At 46.8% G+C, this 20053-nt stretch carries 14 protein-coding genes; 8 read left to right on the top strand and 6 right to left on the bottom strand.

Annotated features, from left to right (window positions below; all coding sequences use genetic code 11):
• Nucleotides 1-29 precede the first annotated feature (29 nt).
• Nucleotides 30-902: an NAD(P)-dependent oxidoreductase gene (locus A8O23_RS18950; RefSeq protein WP_066624951.1), complete on the top strand. Its 873-nt coding sequence runs from the start codon at nt 30-32 to the stop codon at nt 900-902.
• A 93-nt stretch (nt 903-995) separates the two neighbouring features.
• Here the strand turns inward: A8O23_RS18950 and A8O23_RS18945 are convergent, their stop codons facing one another.
• Entirely contained in the window at nt 996-2255 is a 1260-nt protein-coding gene (locus tag A8O23_RS18945) for a PDZ domain-containing protein (protein ID WP_066624945.1), read from the bottom strand.
• 227 nt (nt 2256-2482) lie between these two features.
• Between A8O23_RS18945 and A8O23_RS18940 the strand changes: the two genes are divergently transcribed.
• The 5 genes from A8O23_RS18940 to A8O23_RS18920 all read left to right on the top strand — a co-directional run bounded on the left by A8O23_RS18940 (nt 2483) and on the right by A8O23_RS18920 (nt 8698).
• Nucleotides 2483-4996 carry a M14 family metallopeptidase gene (locus A8O23_RS18940; protein ID WP_239693453.1) on the top strand — a complete coding sequence of 838 codons (2514 nt, stop codon included), beginning with the start codon at nt 2483-2485 and terminating at the stop codon, nt 4994-4996.
• A 203-nt stretch (nt 4997-5199) separates the two neighbouring features.
• Nucleotides 5200-5694, top strand: a complete 495-nt coding sequence (locus A8O23_RS18935) for a hypothetical protein (RefSeq protein WP_066624942.1) — start codon at nt 5200-5202, stop codon at nt 5692-5694.
• Nucleotides 5695-5729: 35 nt separating this feature from the next.
• Entirely contained in the window at nt 5730-6146 is a 417-nt protein-coding gene (locus A8O23_RS18930) for a DUF2721 domain-containing protein (protein ID WP_066624939.1), read from the top strand.
• Between the two features lie 86 nt (nt 6147-6232).
• Complete coding sequence (locus tag A8O23_RS18925) at nt 6233-7465, top strand: S-adenosylmethionine:tRNA ribosyltransferase-isomerase (RefSeq protein ID WP_066624937.1); 1233 nt, start codon at nt 6233-6235, stop codon at nt 7463-7465.
• Between the two features lie 135 nt (nt 7466-7600).
• Nucleotides 7601-8698 carry a M48 family metallopeptidase gene (locus A8O23_RS18920; RefSeq protein ID WP_066624935.1) on the top strand — a complete coding sequence of 366 codons (1098 nt, stop codon included), beginning with the start codon at nt 7601-7603 and terminating at the stop codon, nt 8696-8698.
• A 177-nt stretch (nt 8699-8875) separates the two neighbouring features.
• Here the strand turns inward: A8O23_RS18920 and A8O23_RS18915 are convergent, their stop codons facing one another.
• Both A8O23_RS18915 and A8O23_RS18910 read right to left on the bottom strand, forming a co-directional pair.
• Nucleotides 8876-10264 carry a RagB/SusD family nutrient uptake outer membrane protein gene (locus tag A8O23_RS18915; protein WP_082883165.1) on the bottom strand — a complete coding sequence of 463 codons (1389 nt, stop codon included), beginning with the start codon at nt 10262-10264 and terminating at the stop codon, nt 8876-8878.
• 10 nt (nt 10265-10274) lie between these two features.
• Nucleotides 10275-13346 carry a SusC/RagA family TonB-linked outer membrane protein gene (locus A8O23_RS18910; protein ID WP_066624929.1) on the bottom strand — a complete coding sequence of 1024 codons (3072 nt, stop codon included), beginning with the start codon at nt 13344-13346 and terminating at the stop codon, nt 10275-10277.
• Between the two features lie 410 nt (nt 13347-13756).
• Here A8O23_RS18910 and A8O23_RS18905 point away from each other — a divergent pair, with 410 nt between their 5' ends.
• Nucleotides 13757-14632: a DUF2911 domain-containing protein gene (locus A8O23_RS18905; protein WP_082883164.1), complete on the top strand. Its 876-nt coding sequence runs from the start codon at nt 13757-13759 to the stop codon at nt 14630-14632.
• A gap of 212 nt (nt 14633-14844) precedes the next feature.
• Here A8O23_RS18905 and A8O23_RS18900 read toward each other — a convergent pair whose 3' ends face one another.
• From A8O23_RS18900 to A8O23_RS18895, 3 genes are all read right to left on the bottom strand, one after another.
• On the bottom strand, nt 14845-16554 hold the full coding sequence (locus tag A8O23_RS18900) for a sodium:solute symporter (RefSeq protein ID WP_066624921.1): 1710 nt from the start codon (nt 16552-16554) through the stop codon (nt 14845-14847).
• The gene (locus tag A8O23_RS22015; RefSeq protein WP_262506468.1) at nt 16551-16676 is read right to left on the bottom strand and encodes a hypothetical protein; all 126 of its coding nucleotides are present in this window, start codon (nt 16674-16676) and stop codon (nt 16551-16553) included. The genes A8O23_RS18900 and A8O23_RS22015 overlap by 4 nt, the downstream gene beginning before the upstream one ends.
• A gap of 268 nt (nt 16677-16944) precedes the next feature.
• Nucleotides 16945-19431 (bottom strand): PIG-L family deacetylase, encoded by a 2487-nt coding sequence (locus A8O23_RS18895; protein WP_066624919.1) that lies wholly within the window; start codon nt 19429-19431, stop codon nt 16945-16947.
• Between the two features lie 281 nt (nt 19432-19712).
• Between A8O23_RS18895 and A8O23_RS18890 the strand changes: the two genes are divergently transcribed.
• Nucleotides 19713-19994 (top strand): hypothetical protein, encoded by a 282-nt coding sequence (locus A8O23_RS18890; protein WP_066624917.1) that lies wholly within the window; start codon nt 19713-19715, stop codon nt 19992-19994.
• The last annotated feature ends 59 nt before the right edge of the window (nt 19995-20053 follow it).

Here is a 20053-nt window from a genome sequence, read left to right as displayed (position 1 = left end):
TTACTTCGTGGTTCACTTAAAACAGCAACATGAAAGCAGGATTCATAGGTTTAGGAATAATGGGCAGCCGTATGGCAGCCAACTTGCAAAAGGCAGGTTTTGATTTAGTGGTGTACAACCGCACCAAGGAAAAGGCGGAAGAATTAGTAAAAGGAGGAGCTACGTTAGCCAACTCACCTGAAGAAGTTGGAAAACAGTGCCGGGTAGTCTTTACCATGCTCTCTACCCCTGAGGCTGTGGAAGAAGTGGCTCTTGGGCGAGATGGTTTTTTGAAAGAACTGCCCGGCAACTCGCTATGGGTAGATTGCAGTACCGTAAATCCTTCGTTTAGTCAACGCATGGCGCAGGTGGCCCTTAAAATGGGGCATCGCTTTTTAGACGCCCCTGTTTCTGGCTCTCTTAAGCCTGCCCAAAACGGTGAACTCATCTTTTTAATTGGCGGCGAAGCAAAAGACGTAGATGAAGTACGTCCTTTTTTAGATGCCATGGGTAAAGCAGTAAATCACGTGGGACCGCACGGGCAAGGTGCCAGCATGAAAATGGTAAACAACATGTTATTTGGCCAGGTAATGGTGGCGTTTGCCGAAGCCCTACGTTTGGGTACCTCTTTGGGGATTTCAGAAGAAACGCTGTGCCAGACCCTAATGAACAGCCCCGGTGGTGCCCCATTCCTGAAAGTGAAAGAACAAAAGCTGCTCACCCGCGACTTCTCCCCTGAATTCCCGCTGGAGTGGATGCACAAAGACCTGCATCTGGCCAGTGTAACGGCTTATGAAAAAGAAGTTGCTTTACCGGCGCTTCAGGCGGCAAAAGAACTCTTCGCCATGGCCAAAACTGCAGGCTTATCGGAGCAAGACTTCTCTGCGGTATATGAGTTTATTAATCCTAAAAACTCAAAATAGAATAACCTACTGAAATACTAGGCGGAGCCTGTTTTGGGGCTGTTTTCGTAAAAACAGCCCCAAAACAGGCTCCGCTGCTTAAACAGAGTAATATTAAATCACATCTTCCAAATGCAGAATGGTTTCAATAACTTTTAAATCACGGGTTATTTTCAATTTGATTTTACGGCCGGGTCTGCTCTTTAAGGCGTCCAACACTTCGGTAAAAGATTTTTCAAAACACTTTTCCCCGTTGATACTTACAATATTGTCTCCTTTTTTTAAACCGGCCTTATCTGCCGGTGAATCTGGAAACACATTCGCAATTGCATAAAAGTTGTGCCCCGGAAGTGGACACATTACTTCCATACCTGAAAGGTTAAAGTAAAAGGGCTTTTTAAAATAGTAGTTAGGAGTTAACAGCATTTGAGAATTGGCATAATCAAACACCACCCTAAACCGGTGTAAAATGTCCGCTCCCAGGTTTCCGTTGCGGTTGTTCAGTGTTAACGCATGCCTCACCGAAAGCGAATCAGGGAAAGAAGCCGTTGGATTTTCTAATTCAAAGCCCCCAATGCTGATTGCTTTTATTCTACCAATCTCACCATGAATCTCTCCGTTCAGACCATTCCCTAAAAAAGACTCAATGGTTTTATGAGGAACAAAAGACGGTGGCAAGGTAGTAGGGTATAGCAGCATGGTAGAGCTCATGCCACTGTCTACTATCAATTTCACGTCTGTTGCCTTGCCATCTTCCGCAACTGCTCTGGCCTTCAGGTAAGGCTTCTTATCTTCAATTGTAAGGGGTACTTTCACTGCTTTTTGAGCTCTTTTCATTGGGTAAAAGCCCGGTTTGTATAGACTCAGCATCTTGTTGGCATAATCTATTTCCACCACAAACTCTTTGAACAGAGGGTACCCAATTATACCGTTCACTTCCATACCCACCTTTGCCGATATATTGAAAATATTCTGCTCTAGTACCAATAACTGTTGCTGCCGCGCCTCTACCCCTGCCACCTTCAAAGTGTTTCCGTTTGAGAGTATAGCCTCTATGCCCGCACCTTTACCTAGGCCTCTCAGGTATAGGTATTCCACATCATGCAGCGCAATTGAATCATACAAACCTACTTCTACCAACAGCGTGCGGTCTACCCCAGTATCTAATACAAAATGGAATGGTTTTGAATTATTTATTTGAACTGGTATGATCACCAGGTTATGGATGAATTTAAACGGAACACGAACTCGGTTCTTGCCATTAGGAAATTGAAACGCCCCTGACTCTACCCGCAAAGATTGTCCGGCGGCAGTAGCTATTACCAGGCTACTGCAAATGAATATCCCCCAGAATAATGACCTGACCTTTGCCATGTGAAGTAGTAGAGATGGGTATTCTGCCTCCGGTTTTTCTTAGTAAGATAAGTAATAAATCAGATAAAAGTAACTGACTATGTTGCCATTAAGCAGCAGGGGAAACCAGCTTGCAAAAAGGGTAAATAAAGGACATATTGCAACTAAGTAGCTTCTGTATCAGTGCCCTCTAACCACACCCTATGCGTTTATTTCTACTCTGTTTTCTTTTGGGTTTACCAACCTATATGAGCCTTGCCCAAACATCTTTGTCATATTACCTGCCCGCCCACGTTACCTACAACGAAAGCATACCCACGCCCAAGGAACTGCTAGGATATGAGATAGGTGACTGGCACGTATCGCATGACCAACTGGTGAGTTATATGAAGGCCATGGATGCCGCATCTGACCGCATTACCCTGGTAGAGTACGCCCGCACCCATGAAAACCGCCCCTTGCTGCTGCTCACCATCAGTAGCCCAGATAACCACCGGCAGATAGAAGGCATCAAACAAAAGCACCAGCAACTCACAGATCCAAATGTGTCAGGTAAATTAGACATCAGCAACATGCCCGCCGTTATCTGGATGGGCTATAGCGTGCATGGCAATGAACCGAGTGGCTCAAACGCATCTTTGCTGGCCGTGTATCATTTAGCCGCAGCCCAAGGTCCCGAAATAGAGAGACTGCTGCGGGAAACGGTGATTCTGGTAGACCCCAGCATCAATCCAGATGGCTTACATAGATTTTCTACCTGGGTAAATTCGAACCGAGGCAAGAATTTGGTGACTGACCCTAATAACCGGGAATTCTCTGAAACCTGGCCTGGCGGCCGCACCAACCATTACTGGTTTGACCTGAACCGCGACTGGCTACCGCTACAGCACCCCGAGTCAAGGGGTAGACTTGCTAAGTTCCACGAGTGGAAGCCTAACCTGCTCACCGACCACCACGAGATGGGCACCAACTCCACCTTCTTTTTCCAGCCGGGCATACCTAGCCGCAACCACCCACTTTCTCCGGCGAAGGCGTTTGAAATCACTAAAAAAATTAGCACCTACCACGCTAAAGCGCTAGACAAGATTGGTTCTTTTTATTACACAGAAGAAAGCTACGATGATTTTTACTACGGCAAAGGCTCTACCTATCCAGATGTGAACGGGGCAGTTGGTATTCTTTTTGAGCAGGCTAGTTCAAGAGGGCACGCGCAGGAAAGCGTGAACGGTGTACTTACCTTCCCGTTTACCATCCGGAACCAATTCACTACTACCCTTTCTTCTTTAGAGGCTGTGCAGAACATGCGGCAGGAAATGCTGGAGCACCAGAGAACGTTCTATCAGCAATCGGTGAAGGAAGGCGCCAAGGCTGGGGCGGCGGCCTATATATTCGGAACAGAGAAAGACGCCATGCGTGCTTATCATTTAGCGGAGATCATGCAGCAGCACCAGATTCAGCTGCATCGACCAAAACAAAATATTACGGTGGGCAACATGACTTATACGCCAGAGAACGCCTACATTGTGCCTCTGGCCCAACCACAGTACCGCCTCATTGAGGCCATGTTTGAAAAGAGAACCAAGTTTCAGGACAGCCTCTTTTATGATATTTCTGCCTGGACCTTTCCGCTGGCGTTTAACCTAGACTGTGCCACCCTTAAAAACACGAAAGACGCCGGACCACGTCTTGATCAAATTGTAAAGCCCACTGGCACTCTTGAAGGAGGGCAAAACCACTATGCATACGCTTTTGAGTGGCATGGCTATTATGCACCTCGGGCCCTGTACCAACTGCAGGAGTTAGGCATTCAAACAAGAGTGGCTACAAACCGCTTCAGTACGGTTAATGGTCAATCTTTCGATTACGGCTCCATTCTAATTCCGGTAACTGGCCAATCACTTCCCCCAGATTCCTTGTACACCCACTTGCAAAACATTGCTCAAAGCAACGGAATTACCATTTATAGCCTTAGCACCGGTCTTAACAGCGAAGGTGTTTCTTTGGGCAGCCCAACCATGTTGAATCTGAAGCAGCCGAAAGTGGTCATGGTGGTAGAGGGTGGAGTAAGTTATTTAGATGCCGGCGAAATCTGGCATTTGCTGGACGACCGTTTTGGCATGCAGGTTACTTTGCTGACCCAAGACAGACTTAACCGCGCCAACCTTAGCCGCTACAACACCATCATTCTGCCCGATGGCTCTTTCAACGACATCAGCACTTCTGGCAGAGAGAAATTACGGAGTTGGGTTCAAGGCGGCGGCACCCTAGTAGCCACTGGCAACTCTTTAAGATGGCTAGCCAGTAATAATTTAGGTGAATTCAACTTCAGAACCACCACTGGCACAGGTGCAAAAACTGTTCAGGGATTGTATGCAGATCTTGAAAACGCACGTGGAGCGCAGCAGATTGGCGGAGCCATCTTTGACACCAGACTGGACCTTAGCCACCCGCTGGGGTACGGCTACACCAAATCGCAGCTGCCCATCTTCCGTAACTCTACTTTGTTTCTGGAGCGGAGCCAGAACCCGTATGCCAATCCGTTAATGTACACGGCAGATCCGTTACAGGCTGGTTACATTAGTAATCATAACTACGCCAACCTGAAAAGCTCGGCAGCCATTGGAGTATCCGCTATTGGCAGTGGCAGAGTCATTGGCATTGTAGACAACCCTAACTTCCGGGCGTTCTGGTACGGCACCAACAAGCTCTTCCTGAACAGCTTGTTCTTTGGGCAAATCATCAGTGGGGCATCGGCAAGATAAAACCAGTATTGGCAGCCAAAACATTCTTACAGGCCTAGCTCATTCTCACTAAGTGCGCTAGGCCTGTTTTTTTACCTGTTTTTGCAAAAACAAGCTAAAAACACTGTTGCTCTTTTTCTATCTTGAGATGCTGCGTACCTTGCAGCGCTTAAGTTCGTATTCTACAATTACCCGAGCTTATACACACGCCTAATACCTTATACATGAGTGCATCTACTTATCAAGGCTTTATACAGCAGGCATTTGTTGCCGAGCAAGACACTGTTCTTCAAAAAATAACTCCTTTGTACAAAGACCTGGAGAAAGCCCTCACAGAAGCCAGACCAGGTCGTAAAAGTCAGGAGGAAGTGAGTTTCAGATTTGAGCGGTTACGTCTGGGGATAGGTATCTCCCTCATGCAACTCCTCACTGATTTGGGCGGTGATGAAGACAGCGCTATGGTTCGTGATTTATTGGAAGATGCTCTTGCTGCTCAAAACGTAGCAGAAATTGATGCCACTATTCAAAAGAAAAGTTTTCTCTTTGAAGAGCTGTATACTGACTTGTACGTGAACACTGAGGCAGAAGAAGTACTGGCTTTGTTTGAGTCTACCTTAGGCGCTTCCTCTAAAGAAGAGGCGGACAGTATTATAGCCAGCGGCTTTGAACTGGCACAAAACCTTGAATTTCCTTCGCAAGATGAAGACTCAGAAGAGTAATCTCTAGCGCCAAGCCCTTTTTCGCTGCCCGGCTTATGGATATCACAATCAACACCCCTGCCCTTTTATTCCCTGCTCTTTCTCTGCTGTTGCTTGCCTTCACGAACCGTTTCATGGCTTTGGCCAGTCTAATTCGGAACTTAAAGAACATTTACAAATCTACGCACAACCACCTCATTTTTGGGCAAATTCAAAACCTACGCATCCGGCTAAACCTTATCCGGAACATGCAGGCCTTTGGCATTGCCAGTATGTTTTGCTGCGCCTTTTGCATGTTCACCTTATATCAGGGGTGGCAAACAGCCGGTAAAATCATTTTTGGTCTGGCGCTTGTGCTGCTCATGGTGTCTATGGTGCTTTCACTGTGGGAAATTCAGATATCTGTTAAAGCACTGGAACTGGAGTTAAGCGACCTGGAACAAGAAGAAATAGGCGAAAAACCGATTACCTGAGCCTGTATCAATTAAATATCTGAGAAGCAGGTAGTATTGGCTTATTTCTGATTTCTACCTTTGCTTTTCTTTCGTTTTAAACCTACATGACAAACCACAACCCACGGCAAATAGCCATTTCAGACTTCACCTACGACTTACCGGATGAGCTGATTGCCCAATATCCGCTAGAAGCACGTGATCAGTCGCGGCTACTGCTTTACAAGAACGGCCGCATTGCGGACCATCAGTTTAAAGATTTACCTTCGGTGCTGCCCCCGCAGTCTCTGTTGGTGTTCAATGACACCAAAGTAGTGCAGGCCAGGCTCCGGTTTCAGAAGCCTACCGGTGGCACCATTGAGCTCTTCTGCCTTGAGCCTTTAGAGCCCGTACGGGAACTACAGGGAGCCATGCAACAAACCCAGTCTGTGGTTTGGAAGTGCTTGGTAGGCAACAACAAGCGCTGGCGCGAAGGACGGTTAGAATTACCCTTGGGCTCCCAACCGCAAGACGGCACTTTATGGGCAGAGCGCTTGGCTCCGGCTGAAGAAGGCTTTGCCATTCATTTCACGTGGAGCCCCGGCCATAAAACATTTGCGGAGGTACTTGAATTGGTAGGTCTGCTGCCATTGCCCCCGTACATGAACCGTGATGCCCAGCCTGAGGATCAGGAACGTTACCAAACCGTGTATGCTTCTGAGCAAGGTGCAGTGGCTGCCCCCACTGCTGGTTTGCACTTTACCCCGCAGGTGCTGGAGCAATTGCAAAAACAAGGACATCAGCAGGCTTTTGTAACGCTGCACGTGGGCGCCGGCACCTTTAAACCTGTAAAAGCAGAGCTGATGGAGTATCACTACATGCACGGGGAGCAAATGTCGGTGAGCCGTGCATTTGTAGAGCAGCTTTTGCACCGCCTACAGCACCCTATCATACCAGTTGGCACTACCTCCATGCGCACCCTGGAAAGCCTTTACTGGCTTGGAGCAGGATTATCATTGGGGCTGCTGCCGCAGGACGAGGAAGAACAGCATGTGCCCCAGTGGTTTCCCTATGATGTCAAAACCAATCTGTCTGCGCAAGAGTCGTTAGAAAGCGTGCTTCAGCACATGGACCGCCACCGGATATCGCACCTGCAGGCAAACACGCGCATTCTCATTGCCCCTGGCTATAAATTCAGACTTTGCAATGGAATTGTCACCAATTTTCACCAGCCTCAGAGTACGCTACTGCTCTTGGTTTCTGCCATGATTGGTTCCAGCTGGCAGAAGGTCTACAAACATGCCGTGGCCAACAACTACCGCTTTTTGAGCTACGGAGACAGTTCTCTTCTGCTGCCCTAACTTTTGGTTCAATAGCTGTTGCGTGAAGAATTGAAATTGAACATCCTGTTGTTTTGAGGCTGTTTTTCAGAAATTAGCTTCAAAACAGCAGGATATTTTTTATTAGCAAAAGTCTCACCTGCTAACTTTGGAAAGATGCACGAGAACCTACCTTCTTTTACAGGCAACTATAAGAATGCACCTGACGCTAGTGAACAAGTAGTTAAAGTTTTAGTAGAGCCGGAAGGCTTGCAGATACAAATAGATAAACATACCGTTTACTTTTGGCCTGCCCACCAAATACACCCCCATGCATTCCGGAAAGGTGACCAAACCATTCTTTCATTTGGTTCTACGCCCACTCAAACGCTGGAAGTAGTTTCTCCAACTTTTGCCGATTTAATCAAGGCCACCTACCCTGACGCAGTTTTCCACCGTAATGCCTTACCAGCCCCCAAATCACAAAAAGGATCACTGTACTTTCTGGTTTTATTGATGCTTGGTGGTTTGGTGGCAGCTTATTTTTTACTTTTACCCCTGCTCTCAGATTGGCTTATTGACCAGCTGCCTCCGCAGGCAGAAGTAAAAATTGGTGAAAAACTGTATGCGCAGCTGTTGTCTGACGAAGACATAGATTCAGCTAGCAGTGTAGCCGTAAATCAGTTTTTGCAGCAACTAGAGCTACAATCAAACTACCCTTTGCAGGTAACGGTGGTTCGTAAAGAATCAGTCAATGCCTTTGCTCTCCCGGGCGGACACATGGTGATTTATACTGGGCTTTTAGATTCACTGCAATCGCCTGCAGAATTGGCCGCTTTGCTGGGCCATGAGTTTGCTCACGCCCAGAACAGGCATTCCCTCAGAGGCCTTGCCCGTAGTATGTCTACTTACCTTTTGGTGACTTTGCTTTTCAACGATGTAAGTGGATTGGCAGCAGTTGTTCTGGAAAACGCAGACAAACTGGAGTCTTTAAGGTACAGCAGGTCACTAGAAAAAGAAGCCGACACCGCTGGTTTTCAGGTTTTACAGGAAAATAAATTAGACCCTAATGGAATGCAACAGTTATTTCAGCGGTTGCAAGCCTCCTCTACAGCTGAAGCACAAACCCCTGCACTGCTAAGCACCCATCCGCTCACCTCTGAACGGCTTGCCCACCTGCAAGACCTCATACAAGAGCAGCCTTATGCTATACAGCCAAACTCAGCCATACAGAGAGCGTGGGGTTATGTTCTGGTAGCCCGTCAGGACAAGTGATGCCTCTCGTATGGTGAAAGACTTTGCTGAATTGACTGTGCTGGAGGAGGAGTAAACTTTGATATTGATGGTGTATAGATAGTTCGCTTTTACTTTTCCTACAGCTTCTGATTATCTACAAAAACAAAAAGGGAAGGCAAATTGCCTTCCCTTTTTCAATGTAAAGTAGTTATGATCTTAGTTGTAGCCTGTGTTCTGCATACCTAGCGTTGGGTTTGTGACAAACTGCTGGTACGGAATTGGCCATAAGTTACGGAAATTATTGTCTGGAGCGCAGAAGTTCAAAGGCGCCTGACAGGTAGCATTGTAACGCTTCAGGTCCATGAAACGCAGCCCTTCGAACGCAAATTCTAACCTACGCTGCTGCAGAATTTCAGCTAAAGCCTGCGCATTGGTCATAGTTCCTACTACTATCCGATTCAAGCCTGCTCTTTCTCTGATTGCGTTGATATCAGAAATTACCTGAAGGCTGGCTGGCAAATTAGCGTTACCTAATCTGGCGTTTGCTTCCGCTCTGATGAGGTACATTTCCGCTAAACGAATAACCGGTACGTTATCTGCACTCTGCACTACATCACTGTACTTAACAATGCGGCGGCGGGTGCCTTGCATTTGTACACTGGCGGCAAAACGCTCATCACCTTGCGCCCCCGAGGCTTCAAACACGTTATAGAGGTTCGTTGAAACATAGAACTTCTGACCCGGGGTAGATGGGTTAGAGGAAGTGGCCAAGGCATTCGGATCATCGCGGTTGAACGCCAATTCAAATATTGACTCATTTGTTGGGGCAGACATACCGGTTCCGGTAAAGATATCGGCATAGTTCGGTGCCAGTTCATATGGTCCGTTAGTGATGACATCATTTGCTTTGCTACGAGCCTCTGCATTCATACCACGTTGTAAATATACACGCGCTAGTAAAGCAGAAGCGGCATACTCAGAAGCACCGAATGGGTAGTTTACATCACCAAAACCAGTTAATCTGGTCTCTGCATCTTGTAAGTCACCAACAATCTGGCTGTACACCTCATCCACTGACTTTCTCTCACCATAGTTGATTTCAGAAGCTACTAAGGTAGGGGTAGTAACAATAGGCACTCCACCAAAAACTTTTACCAAATCAAAGTAAGCCAGGGCGCGTAAGAATTTGGCCTCACCAATAATGCGGTTTTTCTCATCACCGTCTATTGTCTCTAAACCTTCTACCGCCTGAATGACCACGTTAGCACGACCAATGGCGCTGTAAATGGCAGCCCAGGTATTGGCTATCTGCAGGTTTGTAGGATTTATTCTGCGGTCTGCTACTTCAAGGTGGGTGGTGAATGTACCCACAAAGGTAATGTTATCAGCGTAAAGACCCTGGTAGTACAAGTAAGACAAACCGTAGTAGTCTTCCACCTGAAAGGCACTGTACACACCCTGCAACGCACGGTCTGCTGAGCGGGCGTCAGTAATAGCTCCCTCAAACTCAATAGAAGTGGTAGGCTCTACATCTAACACATCACTACAACTTGAGAAGACGCTCAAACCCGCACTTAGAAATAATATATAAAACTGTTTTTTCATGATTGCTAAATTATAAACCTATGTTAACACCGAAGGTAAAGGTTCTGGATTGTGGGAAGGTGTAAAAGTCAACCCCCAGCGTGGTGTTGGAAGTTCCAGCAAAGTTCGCCTCAGGGTCAAATCCTGGATAATCGGTCCAGGTTACTAAGTTCTGAGCCTGCACATAGAACCTTAAGGTGCGCAGTTTAGCACGAGAAATCAGAGACGTAGGCAGCGTGTAGCCCAGGCTTAGGTTTTTGATACGGGCATAAGAACCATCGTACACAAAACGGTCTTGGTTGCTTCGGTTGTTTCTGTTTACATCCTCATAGGTAGCGCGCGGAGTGTTGGTGATGTCACCTTCTTCTCTCCAACGGTTTAACACCAAGTCACGCATGTTATCATCCCAAGCACCTAAGTGCTGCTGGTACTGCATGGCTGGGTTGGCAATCTCGTTACCTACAGAGAACTGAAGGAATACGTTCAGGTCAAACCCTTTGTATGAAAAATTATTGGTTAAGCCACCTACATAGTCTGGCTGAGCATTACCAATGATGGTTAAATCGCTGTCAGTGATGGCTCCATCACCGTTCACGTCAACAAAACGCACATCACCGGCCTGTACATCTTCAAAGCCAGAGGCATCTGCCTCTTCGGTAGTGGCGTAGATACCATTAGTCTTGAAACCATAGAAGGTACCAATTGGCTGGCCTTCACGCAAAACCAAAGAGTTGGCACCAAAACCGTAGAAAATATCCTGTCCTTCGTAAAGCTCTGTCACCTTGTTACGGTTGAAAGAGATATTGAAGTCCGTTGTCCAGTTAAAGCCATTACGGTCAGTAGCCGCAAGGTTCACCGTATTGATGGCTAACTCAAAGCCTTTGTTCTCAATGCTACCAACGTTATCAGAATAAGCAGACAAACCGTTTTGGGTAGGGATTGGACGGGTGAACAACAGGTCTTCTGTCTTCTTGATGTAGTAATCAGCGGCTATGTTCAATCTGTTATTGAACAAACCTAAATCAACACCTACGTTCAGCTGGTTTGTTTCTTCCCATTTCAGGTTAGGGTTACCTAACTGGTTGTAGGCAATACCTGGGTTGGCAGCGTAGTTAGCGGCAGAGAACAAAGTAAGGTATCTGAAATCTCCAAATTCGGCGTTACCGGTTATACCGTAGCTGGCGCGTAATTTCAGTTCGCTTAACGCTCCAATTTCTGGCATAAAGCTTTCTTCTAAAACTCTCCAACCGGCTGAGATAGATGGGAAGTAACCGAAGCGGTTGTTCTCCCCAAAACGGGTAGAACCATCTGCCCGGAAGTTAACCCCCACCAAGTATCTATCTGCTATATTGAGGTTAGCACGTCCGAAATAGGAAAGCAGCGCCCAAGGGGTGTAGGTGTTGGAACCGGCGTTTACGCGGGTGGCGCTACCAATGTAACGGAAGCGCTCACTTGGGAAACCTTCACCGGTCACCCAGGTAACATCACGGTCATTCTGCTCGGTAGAAGTACCTGCCAATAAACTCAAGCTGCTGTTTTCACTAAAGTTCCAGCGGTAATCTAATGTTGCCTCTAACAATCTTTTAGAAACAGTGATAGAAGATTTAGTGGCAGAACCTTGCGTAGCGGCGGCCACACTGCCCGGGAAGTTATCACCGGTATAGCTGCGTTCACCAATGTTCAGGTAGTCAACACCTGCTTTAAGTCCTAAATTCAAGTTAGGAATAATTGTGTAGCGGGCAGAAATATTACCTAGAGCTCTCAGGTTAACGCTCTGGTTGTCATTTTCCCTACCCTCGGCCACTGGGTTAGTGTAGTAGTAGTTAGGGAACGTGTAGCCACCTTCTTCATAATAAACAGGCCACAGCGGAGAAGCAGCCAAGGAGTTGGCAAACGGACCGATGATGGTGTTATCACTAACTATACGATTATTTTCAGAGCGGCTTAACTGTACACCAGTTGAGAAAGTAAGCTTATCTGAGTAGGTATGGTCTAAGTTTAGGCGGCCAGTATAGCGCTTGTAGCTGCTACCAATGATGATACCTTCCTGGTCGAACATGTTACCAGATACATAATAACGTGTTTTTAAGTCACCACCACTGGCAGACAATTCATAGTTGCTGATTCTGGCATTTTCTCTGGTAATTTCACCGATCCAATCGGTATTGGCTGGCTCAAAATCAACACCACCATAATACCAGTCTAAGAATTCAGCAGGAGTGGTCAGATCATCCGGGCCGAAATATCCATCGTTGATAAAGGCTTCACGCTGAATCTCGAGGTATTGGTCAGCGTTCAGGTAGCCTGGCTTCTTCCACATGTTCTGAACACCAGTATAAGCGTTCAAGTTAATAGTGGTTTTGTTGGCCTTACCGCGTTTGGTCGTAATCAACACCACGCCATTAGAAGCACGTGAACCATAAATAGCAGCGGCAGAGGCATCTTTCAAGATATCAATTGACTCAATGTCTGTAGGGCTCAAGTCTGACAAGGCGTTTACTGACTGTCCGCCATAATCCAGCTGGGTGAAGTCACCAGTGGTCATAGGCACACCGTCAATTACGTAGAGTGGCTGGTTGTTTGCGTTTAGTGAGCTGGCACCACGCACCCGCACCGTTACGCCACCGCCAGGAGTACCTGAGTTCTGAGAAATTTGCACCCCAGCAGCACGACCTTGCAATGCCTGGTCAACACCGGCAACCGGTAAATCTTCAATGGCAGCGGCCTTAACCTGAGCTGTAGCCCCAGTTAATTCACGGCGCTCTTGAGTTCCATACCCTACTACAACTACTTCACCTAATGATCTGGTAGATTCCTGTAATTGAACATCAAGGGTAGTGTTAGCACCTGCGGCCACTTCTCTGGTATTGTACCCTAGGTAGCTAAACACCAAAGTCTGGTTTCCATTAACCGATAATTCATAACGGCCATTCACGTCAGTGCTGGCACCCGCAGTAGTACCTTTCACCACCACGCTTACCCCAGGCAGGGGACTACCGTCAGCAGCAGAGGTAACCCTCCCAGAGACAGTTCTACTTTGCGCCATCGCACTGAAACTCAGCACGCTTAGCAACATGGAGAACATTAGTAAAATTTTCTTCATTGGTTTGTTAAAAAGTGAATGATAGAAAGAACAAACAACTAATTTAAATCATAATTCGCATATATTCAACTTTGCTATTTATTACTAACTATACTTTTGGTAACCACTTTTTTACCTACAATTAAAATATATTTATATTTATCTGATTTTCAAATATTTAATTAACAAACATTCATTGCTTTTATACTAAAAAACTATTAAAAATATTAAAATTCAGGAGTAAGCTTTATGCTAATATAGAACCAAAAGGGCGCCATACGTAAAACAGTAAAATAAGGTTATTAAAATAATTCAAAACAGTAGAATTTCTTCTTCATATTTAATTTGATAGGAATAAAAGAGGGATTATACTATAAGGGTTTTTTATTAATATTACACCTTGAAAAAAGAAATAACTCAATAAAAGAATTATGAAAAAAACGATGCTAGCAAAGGGAGCTTTCGCCCTTGTATTTGCCCTTTTCTTTATCGGCACGGCAACTCAGGCTCAGATTAAAATGCCAGCGGCAAGTCCGGCAGCTTCTATTAAACAAGCTATTGGATTAGCCGAAGTTTCAGTAGACTATTCCAGACCTGGCACAAAAGGCCGTAAGATCTTTGGTGACTTGGTACCCTACGGAAAATTATGGAGAACAGGCGCCAACGCTTCAACTAAAATAACTTTCAACGAAGAGGTAACCATTGAAGGAAATAAGGTACCAGCTGGTCAGTATGCACTGTATACCATACCTGCAGAAAAAGAGTGGACCGTGGTATTACACAAGAATACGAAGCACTGGGGAGACGGCGGCAAAGACTTCAATCAATCTGAAGACTTGGTACGCTTTAAAGTGAACGCTAAGAAACTAGATGACAAAGTAGAAACCTTTACTATTGCGTTTAGCGACCTGACGAACAACAGCGGTACCTTACAAATCATGTGGGAAAATACCTTGGTGCCTATCACCATCACTTCAGATGTAGACAGCAGAGTTATGGCTCAGATTACAGAAAAAGTAATCAATGGCACAAACGTAACCCCAGCCTTATATGCCGCCGCTGCCAACTATTACGCAGATAATGGCAAAGACATGAAACAAGCCTTGACCTGGATCAAAAAGGCGAACGAGCAAGACCCTAAGTTCTGGACGCTGCACCAACAGGCTAAAATGCAGGCAAAAGCCAAAGATTACAAAGGCGCGGCCGCTACTGCCCAGAAATCAATTGAGCTGGCCAAGAAAGAAAACAATGCTGACTATGTTGCTCTTAACGAAAAACTGTTGGCTGAAATAAAAGGCAAGAAGTAAGTCGTTTTAGCCCTGTTTTCAGGAAAACAGCTTAAAAACAGGAGCCTCTCAATTTTTGAGAGGCTCCTGTTTTTTTATGAGTACTGAATTAGAAATAATACTACAGTCTGATCATTTGAGTGTGAATGACTTGCCAAAGGCTTGCCTAGTTTCCACGCACCAAAGAGTACGGAGCAAAACTCAAGCACAATCATAAAAGACGATGCACGAGTCTAATCCGTTAAGGCCGCAGAAGTATTATTTGGCGGCAGTAAGGGCTGGAGCAAATACCCAAGGCCAACCACCAAAGCGCAACCTATAAGATTGTACCAGAGGTAGGCTATGGGTGTGAAATAGTAGAGCAAGAATATAATAGCCTGCGTTAAGACAGCGGCCCAGAAAACAGCATTTCCCTTTAGGGTTTTGAAATAGAATGCCGCTATAAATACACCTAAGATGGTGCCATAGAACAAGGACCCCAGAATATTTACGGCTTGAATCAGGTTCTCCAACTGCTGGGCAAACAAGGCAAATAAAATGGAGACTGCCCCCCAGCCAACGGTAAACCACCTGGAGGCCTGTACATAATGGTTATCTGACGCATTGGGTCTTAGTGACCGCTTGTACACGTCTACTACGGTGGTAGAAGCCAACGAGTTAAATGCAGAGGCCGTACTGCCCATGGCCGCACAAAGCACCACTGCCAACAGCAAACCCACTAAACCGGTTGGCAGCTGTTGCGTCACGAAGGTCAGGAACACATAGTCAGTGTCTTTTAAATTTACGCCATTGTTCTGGCTTTTCACCAGCTCCTGCGCCTGTAGCCTTGCCTCTTTTCTTACTACTTCCGCCTGCTGCGCCTGTTGGGCGGCGGTTTCTACAGCTGCGTCATCTCCGGCTTTGTAGCCCTGAATCATAGCCAAGGCCGCAGCTCTTTTTTGCTCAAATGCGGTAGTGCTCTCTTGCTCTAACTGGCGCCAAGCTGGAGCTGCCTCAGAAGCCATCACTTTGGCCGCCTGTTGTTGGTTAAAGTACAGCGGAGGCTGATGAAACTGGTAAAACACAAACACCAGCACCCCCACCATCAGAATCAGGAACTGCATGGGCACCTTCACCAGACCATTCATGAGTAAGCCTAAGCGGCTTTGGGCAATGGTTTCCCCACCCAGATAACGACCTACCTGGCTTTGGTCAGTACCGAAGTAAGAAAGCGCCAAAAAGAATCCGCCAATCAAACCCGACCATAAATTGTAGCGGTCATTGGGGTTGAAGCTCAGATCTACCAAATTCAGCTTCCCTAATTTACCGGCGACTACCATGGCATCCGGAAAGCTCACCTGTTCAGGCAGCAGCCGCACCACCACCACTGCCGCCACTAGCATACCCCCCAGCATGACCGCCATTTGCAAACGCTGAGTCTGACTTACTGCTTTGGCGCCGCCCACAACGGTGTAAAAAATCACCACCACCCCAATAAAAAGAATGGTGCCTGTTAAATTCCAACCTAGAATGGCGGATAGAATGATAGCCGGAGCATATATGGTAATCCCCGTAGAAAGCCCTCGCTGCAAGAGAAACAACATAGCCGCCAAGGATCGGGTTTTCAAATCAAACCTGCTCTCTAGGTATTCATAAGCGGTGTAGACTTTCAGACGGTAATAGATGGGAATAGCCGTGGCAGAAAGCACCACCATGGCCAGTGGTAAACCAAAGTAAAACTGAATGAAGCGCATGCCGTCTTCAAAGGCCTGCCCCGGGGTAGACAGAAAGGTAATGGCACTGGCCTGCGTGGCCATGATGGCGAGGCCCATCATCCACCAACGTTCGGTGTTATCCGCTTTCAGATAGCCCGACATGTTGCGGGTTTTTCGCGTTTTCCAGACGCCATACAGCACAATAAACGCGATGGTGCCTATCAGTACCGCCCAGTCCAGTTGACTCATCTATAGGATACAGTTATTAGGTAGAACACCACAATCAGCACTGCCAGCACAGCCAGCACCAACCAGTACATAGAACTCCATTTCTTAAAGAACGGCGGCGGGTCTATATCTCCTTTGGTCATCTTTTTGATTGTTGGTGGTGATTGTTAATTGTTGTAAGTCATATAAATGGACTAGCCGTTCTATTTTTTTGAGAACTACCTTTCACCATTCTTCTGCATATTTTCAAAATCTATCATCCCTGTTCTCAAGCATGTTCTTCCTATTATATTGAGGAAGTTAATATTAATCTGGATGAGCGCCAAAAAGAAGCGAAATGGCAAAAACAAAGTATGTATGCTTCGATGACTCCTGTTTTAGCCCTGTTTTCTGAAAAACAGCGCCAAAACGTTACTTCCCTAACGAAAGCAGGTTCACAAATAGCCGGTAAGCACCCGGCACCCCGGCTGGCAATTCTCTGAAGAACGAATAACCGGTGTACACGAAATGACCTTTGCCAAATTTGGCTACTAGCAAACCTCCTTCTTTTGAGCTTTCACCAGGGTCGTTAGAGGCAATAACGGCTTCGTACTCTGGTGCCCATTTATTCGGGAAGTATAGTCCGCGCTCCTGCACCCAACCTTTGAAGTCTGCTTCAGTGATTTTGTTCGGGTAATTCAGCACAGGATGAGTAGGCCTTAAGAAACGAACGGGCGCATCTTCTACCGTAACTCTCTCATTTGATAGCTCCAGTGGGTAAGGCCCAATTTCTGTAGTGACCAAACCTCGGCTTACATTGTACTGCACCACCAGCGTACCGCCATTTTTCACATACTCCAGAAGCTGGGGCTGCTGAAACTTCAAACGGTCAAGGGTATTATACGCCCTCACTCCCATGACCACGGCATCATACTTCTGTAAAGAATGAGCCGTGAGATCTTCTACCCTCAGCAGTTCCACGTGGTAACCGAGCTGTTCCAGACTGGCCGGAATTTCATCACCGGCGCCCATCACGTAGCCAATACGCTGGCCTTTGCGCTGTATGTTCAGCCTGACCGCCTTAGCCTCCGCTTCTGGGAACAAAGTCTGCGCCGGTATGTGTGGGTGCTCTATCGTTTTTAAACTTTGCGTATAGGTACGGCCCTGCACGGTTGCCGCCGCAGTAATAAAGCTTTCTGTTTGGCCACTGCTGGGATACACCTGAAAAGTAATGCTCTGCTCCTCTCCTTTTCTATTTAACTGGAAATTGGCCTGCGCCGGCTCCGAGCGCCATCCGGTTGGTAATCTTAGCGTCACAGCGCCCGCCAGATTTTCCTTTCCGGCCCTTACCCGCACCATTACCGGCTTAGGCTGACCATCAGGAAAAATATACACCTGCTCGGTTAGGTTCACGAAAATTGGTGGCGTGATTTCAAACGGACGGTACTTTTCCCCCTCCACCGGATCAGTGCTTTTATAGACCACGGGCAGCGTGTAAGATAGCGGCTGCCCCATGATTGTCAGGTGAAACCGCACCTGTGCCGCCGCTGGGTTTTCAGCCAGCCCAACTAAGTGCTGGTCGTCTACCCTGAACATTCCGGTAGAACCCGGCATACGCAGCCAGTAGGGTTGAGAATAAGGAGTAGACCCTGAGATCTGCTGCTCCGTACGCAGCAACAAAGGTTGGTTCAGTTCAAGCTTTTGCTGTAAAACCGAATCTTGCTGGTTGAAAATGTATTCTACTTTGGTAAGCGAAACAGGCACCGTAGATCTATTCACTGCTTCTAACAGCAATTGAATTTCTTGCCCTGGTGTAGCAGAGAAATCACGGGCTGAGGCTTCTAGATACAGCCCCAGACACGCTCTGATCAAGTCTTTTACCTCTTGTTGCTTTACTTCCTTCCAAGAAGAAGCGGGCAACTTGGCAATAGCTGTATGGGCTTGCAGCAAAAGAGGCACCACCTGCGCCGGATTAGTGGCATTATATTTCTTCAAAGCTTCCTGCACTAATTTAGCCACAGCTTCGCCCCCTTTCACACGGCTCCAGGAGGTGTTCACGCCTTCCATGATATCTTTTTTGGCGGCGTCTCCTTTCAGATATTCGAAATACTCAATGGCTTCGCCACGGCTGCTGCTGCTACCAAAGCCTTGGCTTTTGTGCATGCTGCGGCTCTCAGCTGAAATTTCATTGTATGATTTTCCTAGCAGCGGGTTATAGACACCGGCATCAAGGGTTAACTTATCAGAGGTTTCAAACTTTTGACCAGGGCCGTAGAAAAAGGAAGAGGTATTCCAATACAGTCTCTTGACCTGCCAGGGCTCTACTGCCTTCAGCTGCTCTGGGAAACGCTTAGGATCTGCAGCGGCTTCAAAGGCCTCCATGGCAATCATGGCAGAGGCGGTGTGGTGCCCGTGGGTACCGCTTGGCTCCGGCGAAAAACGCGTGATTATAACATCTGGGCGGAACTTCCGGATAACCCAAACAGCATCGGCCAACACCTGCTCTCGGTTCCAGATGGTGAACGTTTCAGCAGGGTTCTTTGAAAAGCCGAAGTCGTTGGCTCTAGAGAAAAACTGCTCGCCCCCGTCAATGCGGCGAGCCTGCAACAACTCCTGTGTTCTAATGATACCCAACTCTTCTCTTATCTCAGAACCAATTAAGTTCTGCCCACCGTCTCCGCGGGTCAAGGATAAATAGCCGGTTCGGTATTTGCGCTCGTTAGCCAGATAAGCAATGAGGCGGGTATTCTCATCGTCGGGGTGGGCTGCCATGTACAGCACGCTGCCCAGCACATTCAGCTTTTCCAACTCCAGCCGTATTTCTGCGGCGTTAGGTTTCTTGGGGGCTTGCGCGAAAGCCGCTGCACCCAGCAAAATAATTAAAAGCCAAGCGGCTACAGTAGAGCGTAATAGTATCATGAACAAACGAAAGGCAATTAAGCAAACGGAAGAAAAACGGAATGAGCCAATTTAAAGCCTTTCCCTACACCGCACTATCTTCCAACGGTAAAGCTAGGTATTTTTCATACATGCCAACAAATCAGTTTTTCCCTTAAAGGAAAGGAGAAATGCCCATAGGCTTTGCCTCAGTTTTACCGCCTCCATTTAAAAGATAGAGTTATGGCTGATGGGCCTTCGATAACTTTTTTCTGCAATTGACAGTTAAGATAGAACGATAGACCTTAAAGCAGACATATACTATGAAAAAGTTATTGGCCATGTTGCTATTAGCTGGTTCCGCCAGCTTTTACGCCTGCCAGCCCGAAAAAACCGGTACGGTGGGGGTTGAAACGGAAGATGCCTCACAAACTGACAACCAGTACGGCATTGTGAATCCACAGGAAAATGACACTTCTAACGCAGATGTCATTGAAAAAACCCAGACTAACGTTGGGAACTCAAGAACTCGTGGAGAGGAGAACAACTCAAATTCTCAGACAACTAAAAATGTGGTTGTGCGCCCAGACTCCACCAGACAGTAAGTATATTTAAGCAGAAGCCCCTCGTTTTAGGCCTGTTTTTTGAAAACAGCTAAAACGAG

Source organism: Rufibacter roseus, from assembly GCF_001647285.1.
In the GTDB taxonomy this organism is placed as follows: domain Bacteria; phylum Bacteroidota; class Bacteroidia; order Cytophagales; family Hymenobacteraceae; genus Nibribacter; species Nibribacter roseus.
The sequence above is the reverse complement of the archived record's forward strand: the minus strand, read 5'-3'. Positions and strand labels throughout refer to the sequence as shown.

Excerpts from the sequence above, each read along its gene's own strand:
- A8O23_RS18905 (WP_082883164.1), top strand. The coding sequence starts at position 13,757 with ATGAAAAAAACGATGCTAGCAAAGGGAGCTTTCGCCCTTGTATTTGCC.
- A8O23_RS22015 (WP_262506468.1), bottom strand. The coding sequence starts at position 16,676 with ATGACCAAAGGAGATATAGACCCGCCGCCGTTCTTTAAGAAATGGAGT.
- A8O23_RS18915 (WP_082883165.1), bottom strand. The coding sequence starts at position 10,264 with ATGAAAAAACAGTTTTATATATTATTTCTAAGTGCGGGTTTGAGCGTC.
- A8O23_RS18890 (WP_066624917.1), top strand. The coding sequence starts at position 19,713 with ATGAAAAAGTTATTGGCCATGTTGCTATTAGCTGGTTCCGCCAGCTTT.
- A8O23_RS18935 (WP_066624942.1), top strand. The coding sequence starts at position 5,200 with ATGAGTGCATCTACTTATCAAGGCTTTATACAGCAGGCATTTGTTGCC.
- A8O23_RS18895 (WP_066624919.1), bottom strand. The coding sequence starts at position 19,431 with ATGATACTATTACGCTCTACTGTAGCCGCTTGGCTTTTAATTATTTTG.
- A8O23_RS18925 (WP_066624937.1), top strand. The coding sequence starts at position 6,233 with ATGACAAACCACAACCCACGGCAAATAGCCATTTCAGACTTCACCTAC.
- A8O23_RS18945 (WP_066624945.1), bottom strand. The coding sequence starts at position 2,255 with ATGGCAAAGGTCAGGTCATTATTCTGGGGGATATTCATTTGCAGTAGC.
- A8O23_RS18910 (WP_066624929.1), bottom strand. The coding sequence starts at position 13,346 with ATGAAGAAAATTTTACTAATGTTCTCCATGTTGCTAAGCGTGCTGAGT.
- A8O23_RS18950 (WP_066624951.1), top strand. The coding sequence starts at position 30 with ATGAAAGCAGGATTCATAGGTTTAGGAATAATGGGCAGCCGTATGGCA.
- A8O23_RS18920 (WP_066624935.1), top strand. The coding sequence starts at position 7,601 with ATGCACGAGAACCTACCTTCTTTTACAGGCAACTATAAGAATGCACCT.
- A8O23_RS18930 (WP_066624939.1), top strand. The coding sequence starts at position 5,730 with ATGGATATCACAATCAACACCCCTGCCCTTTTATTCCCTGCTCTTTCT.
- A8O23_RS18940 (WP_239693453.1), top strand. The coding sequence starts at position 2,483 with ATGAGCCTTGCCCAAACATCTTTGTCATATTACCTGCCCGCCCACGTT.
- A8O23_RS18900 (WP_066624921.1), bottom strand. The coding sequence starts at position 16,554 with ATGAGTCAACTGGACTGGGCGGTACTGATAGGCACCATCGCGTTTATT.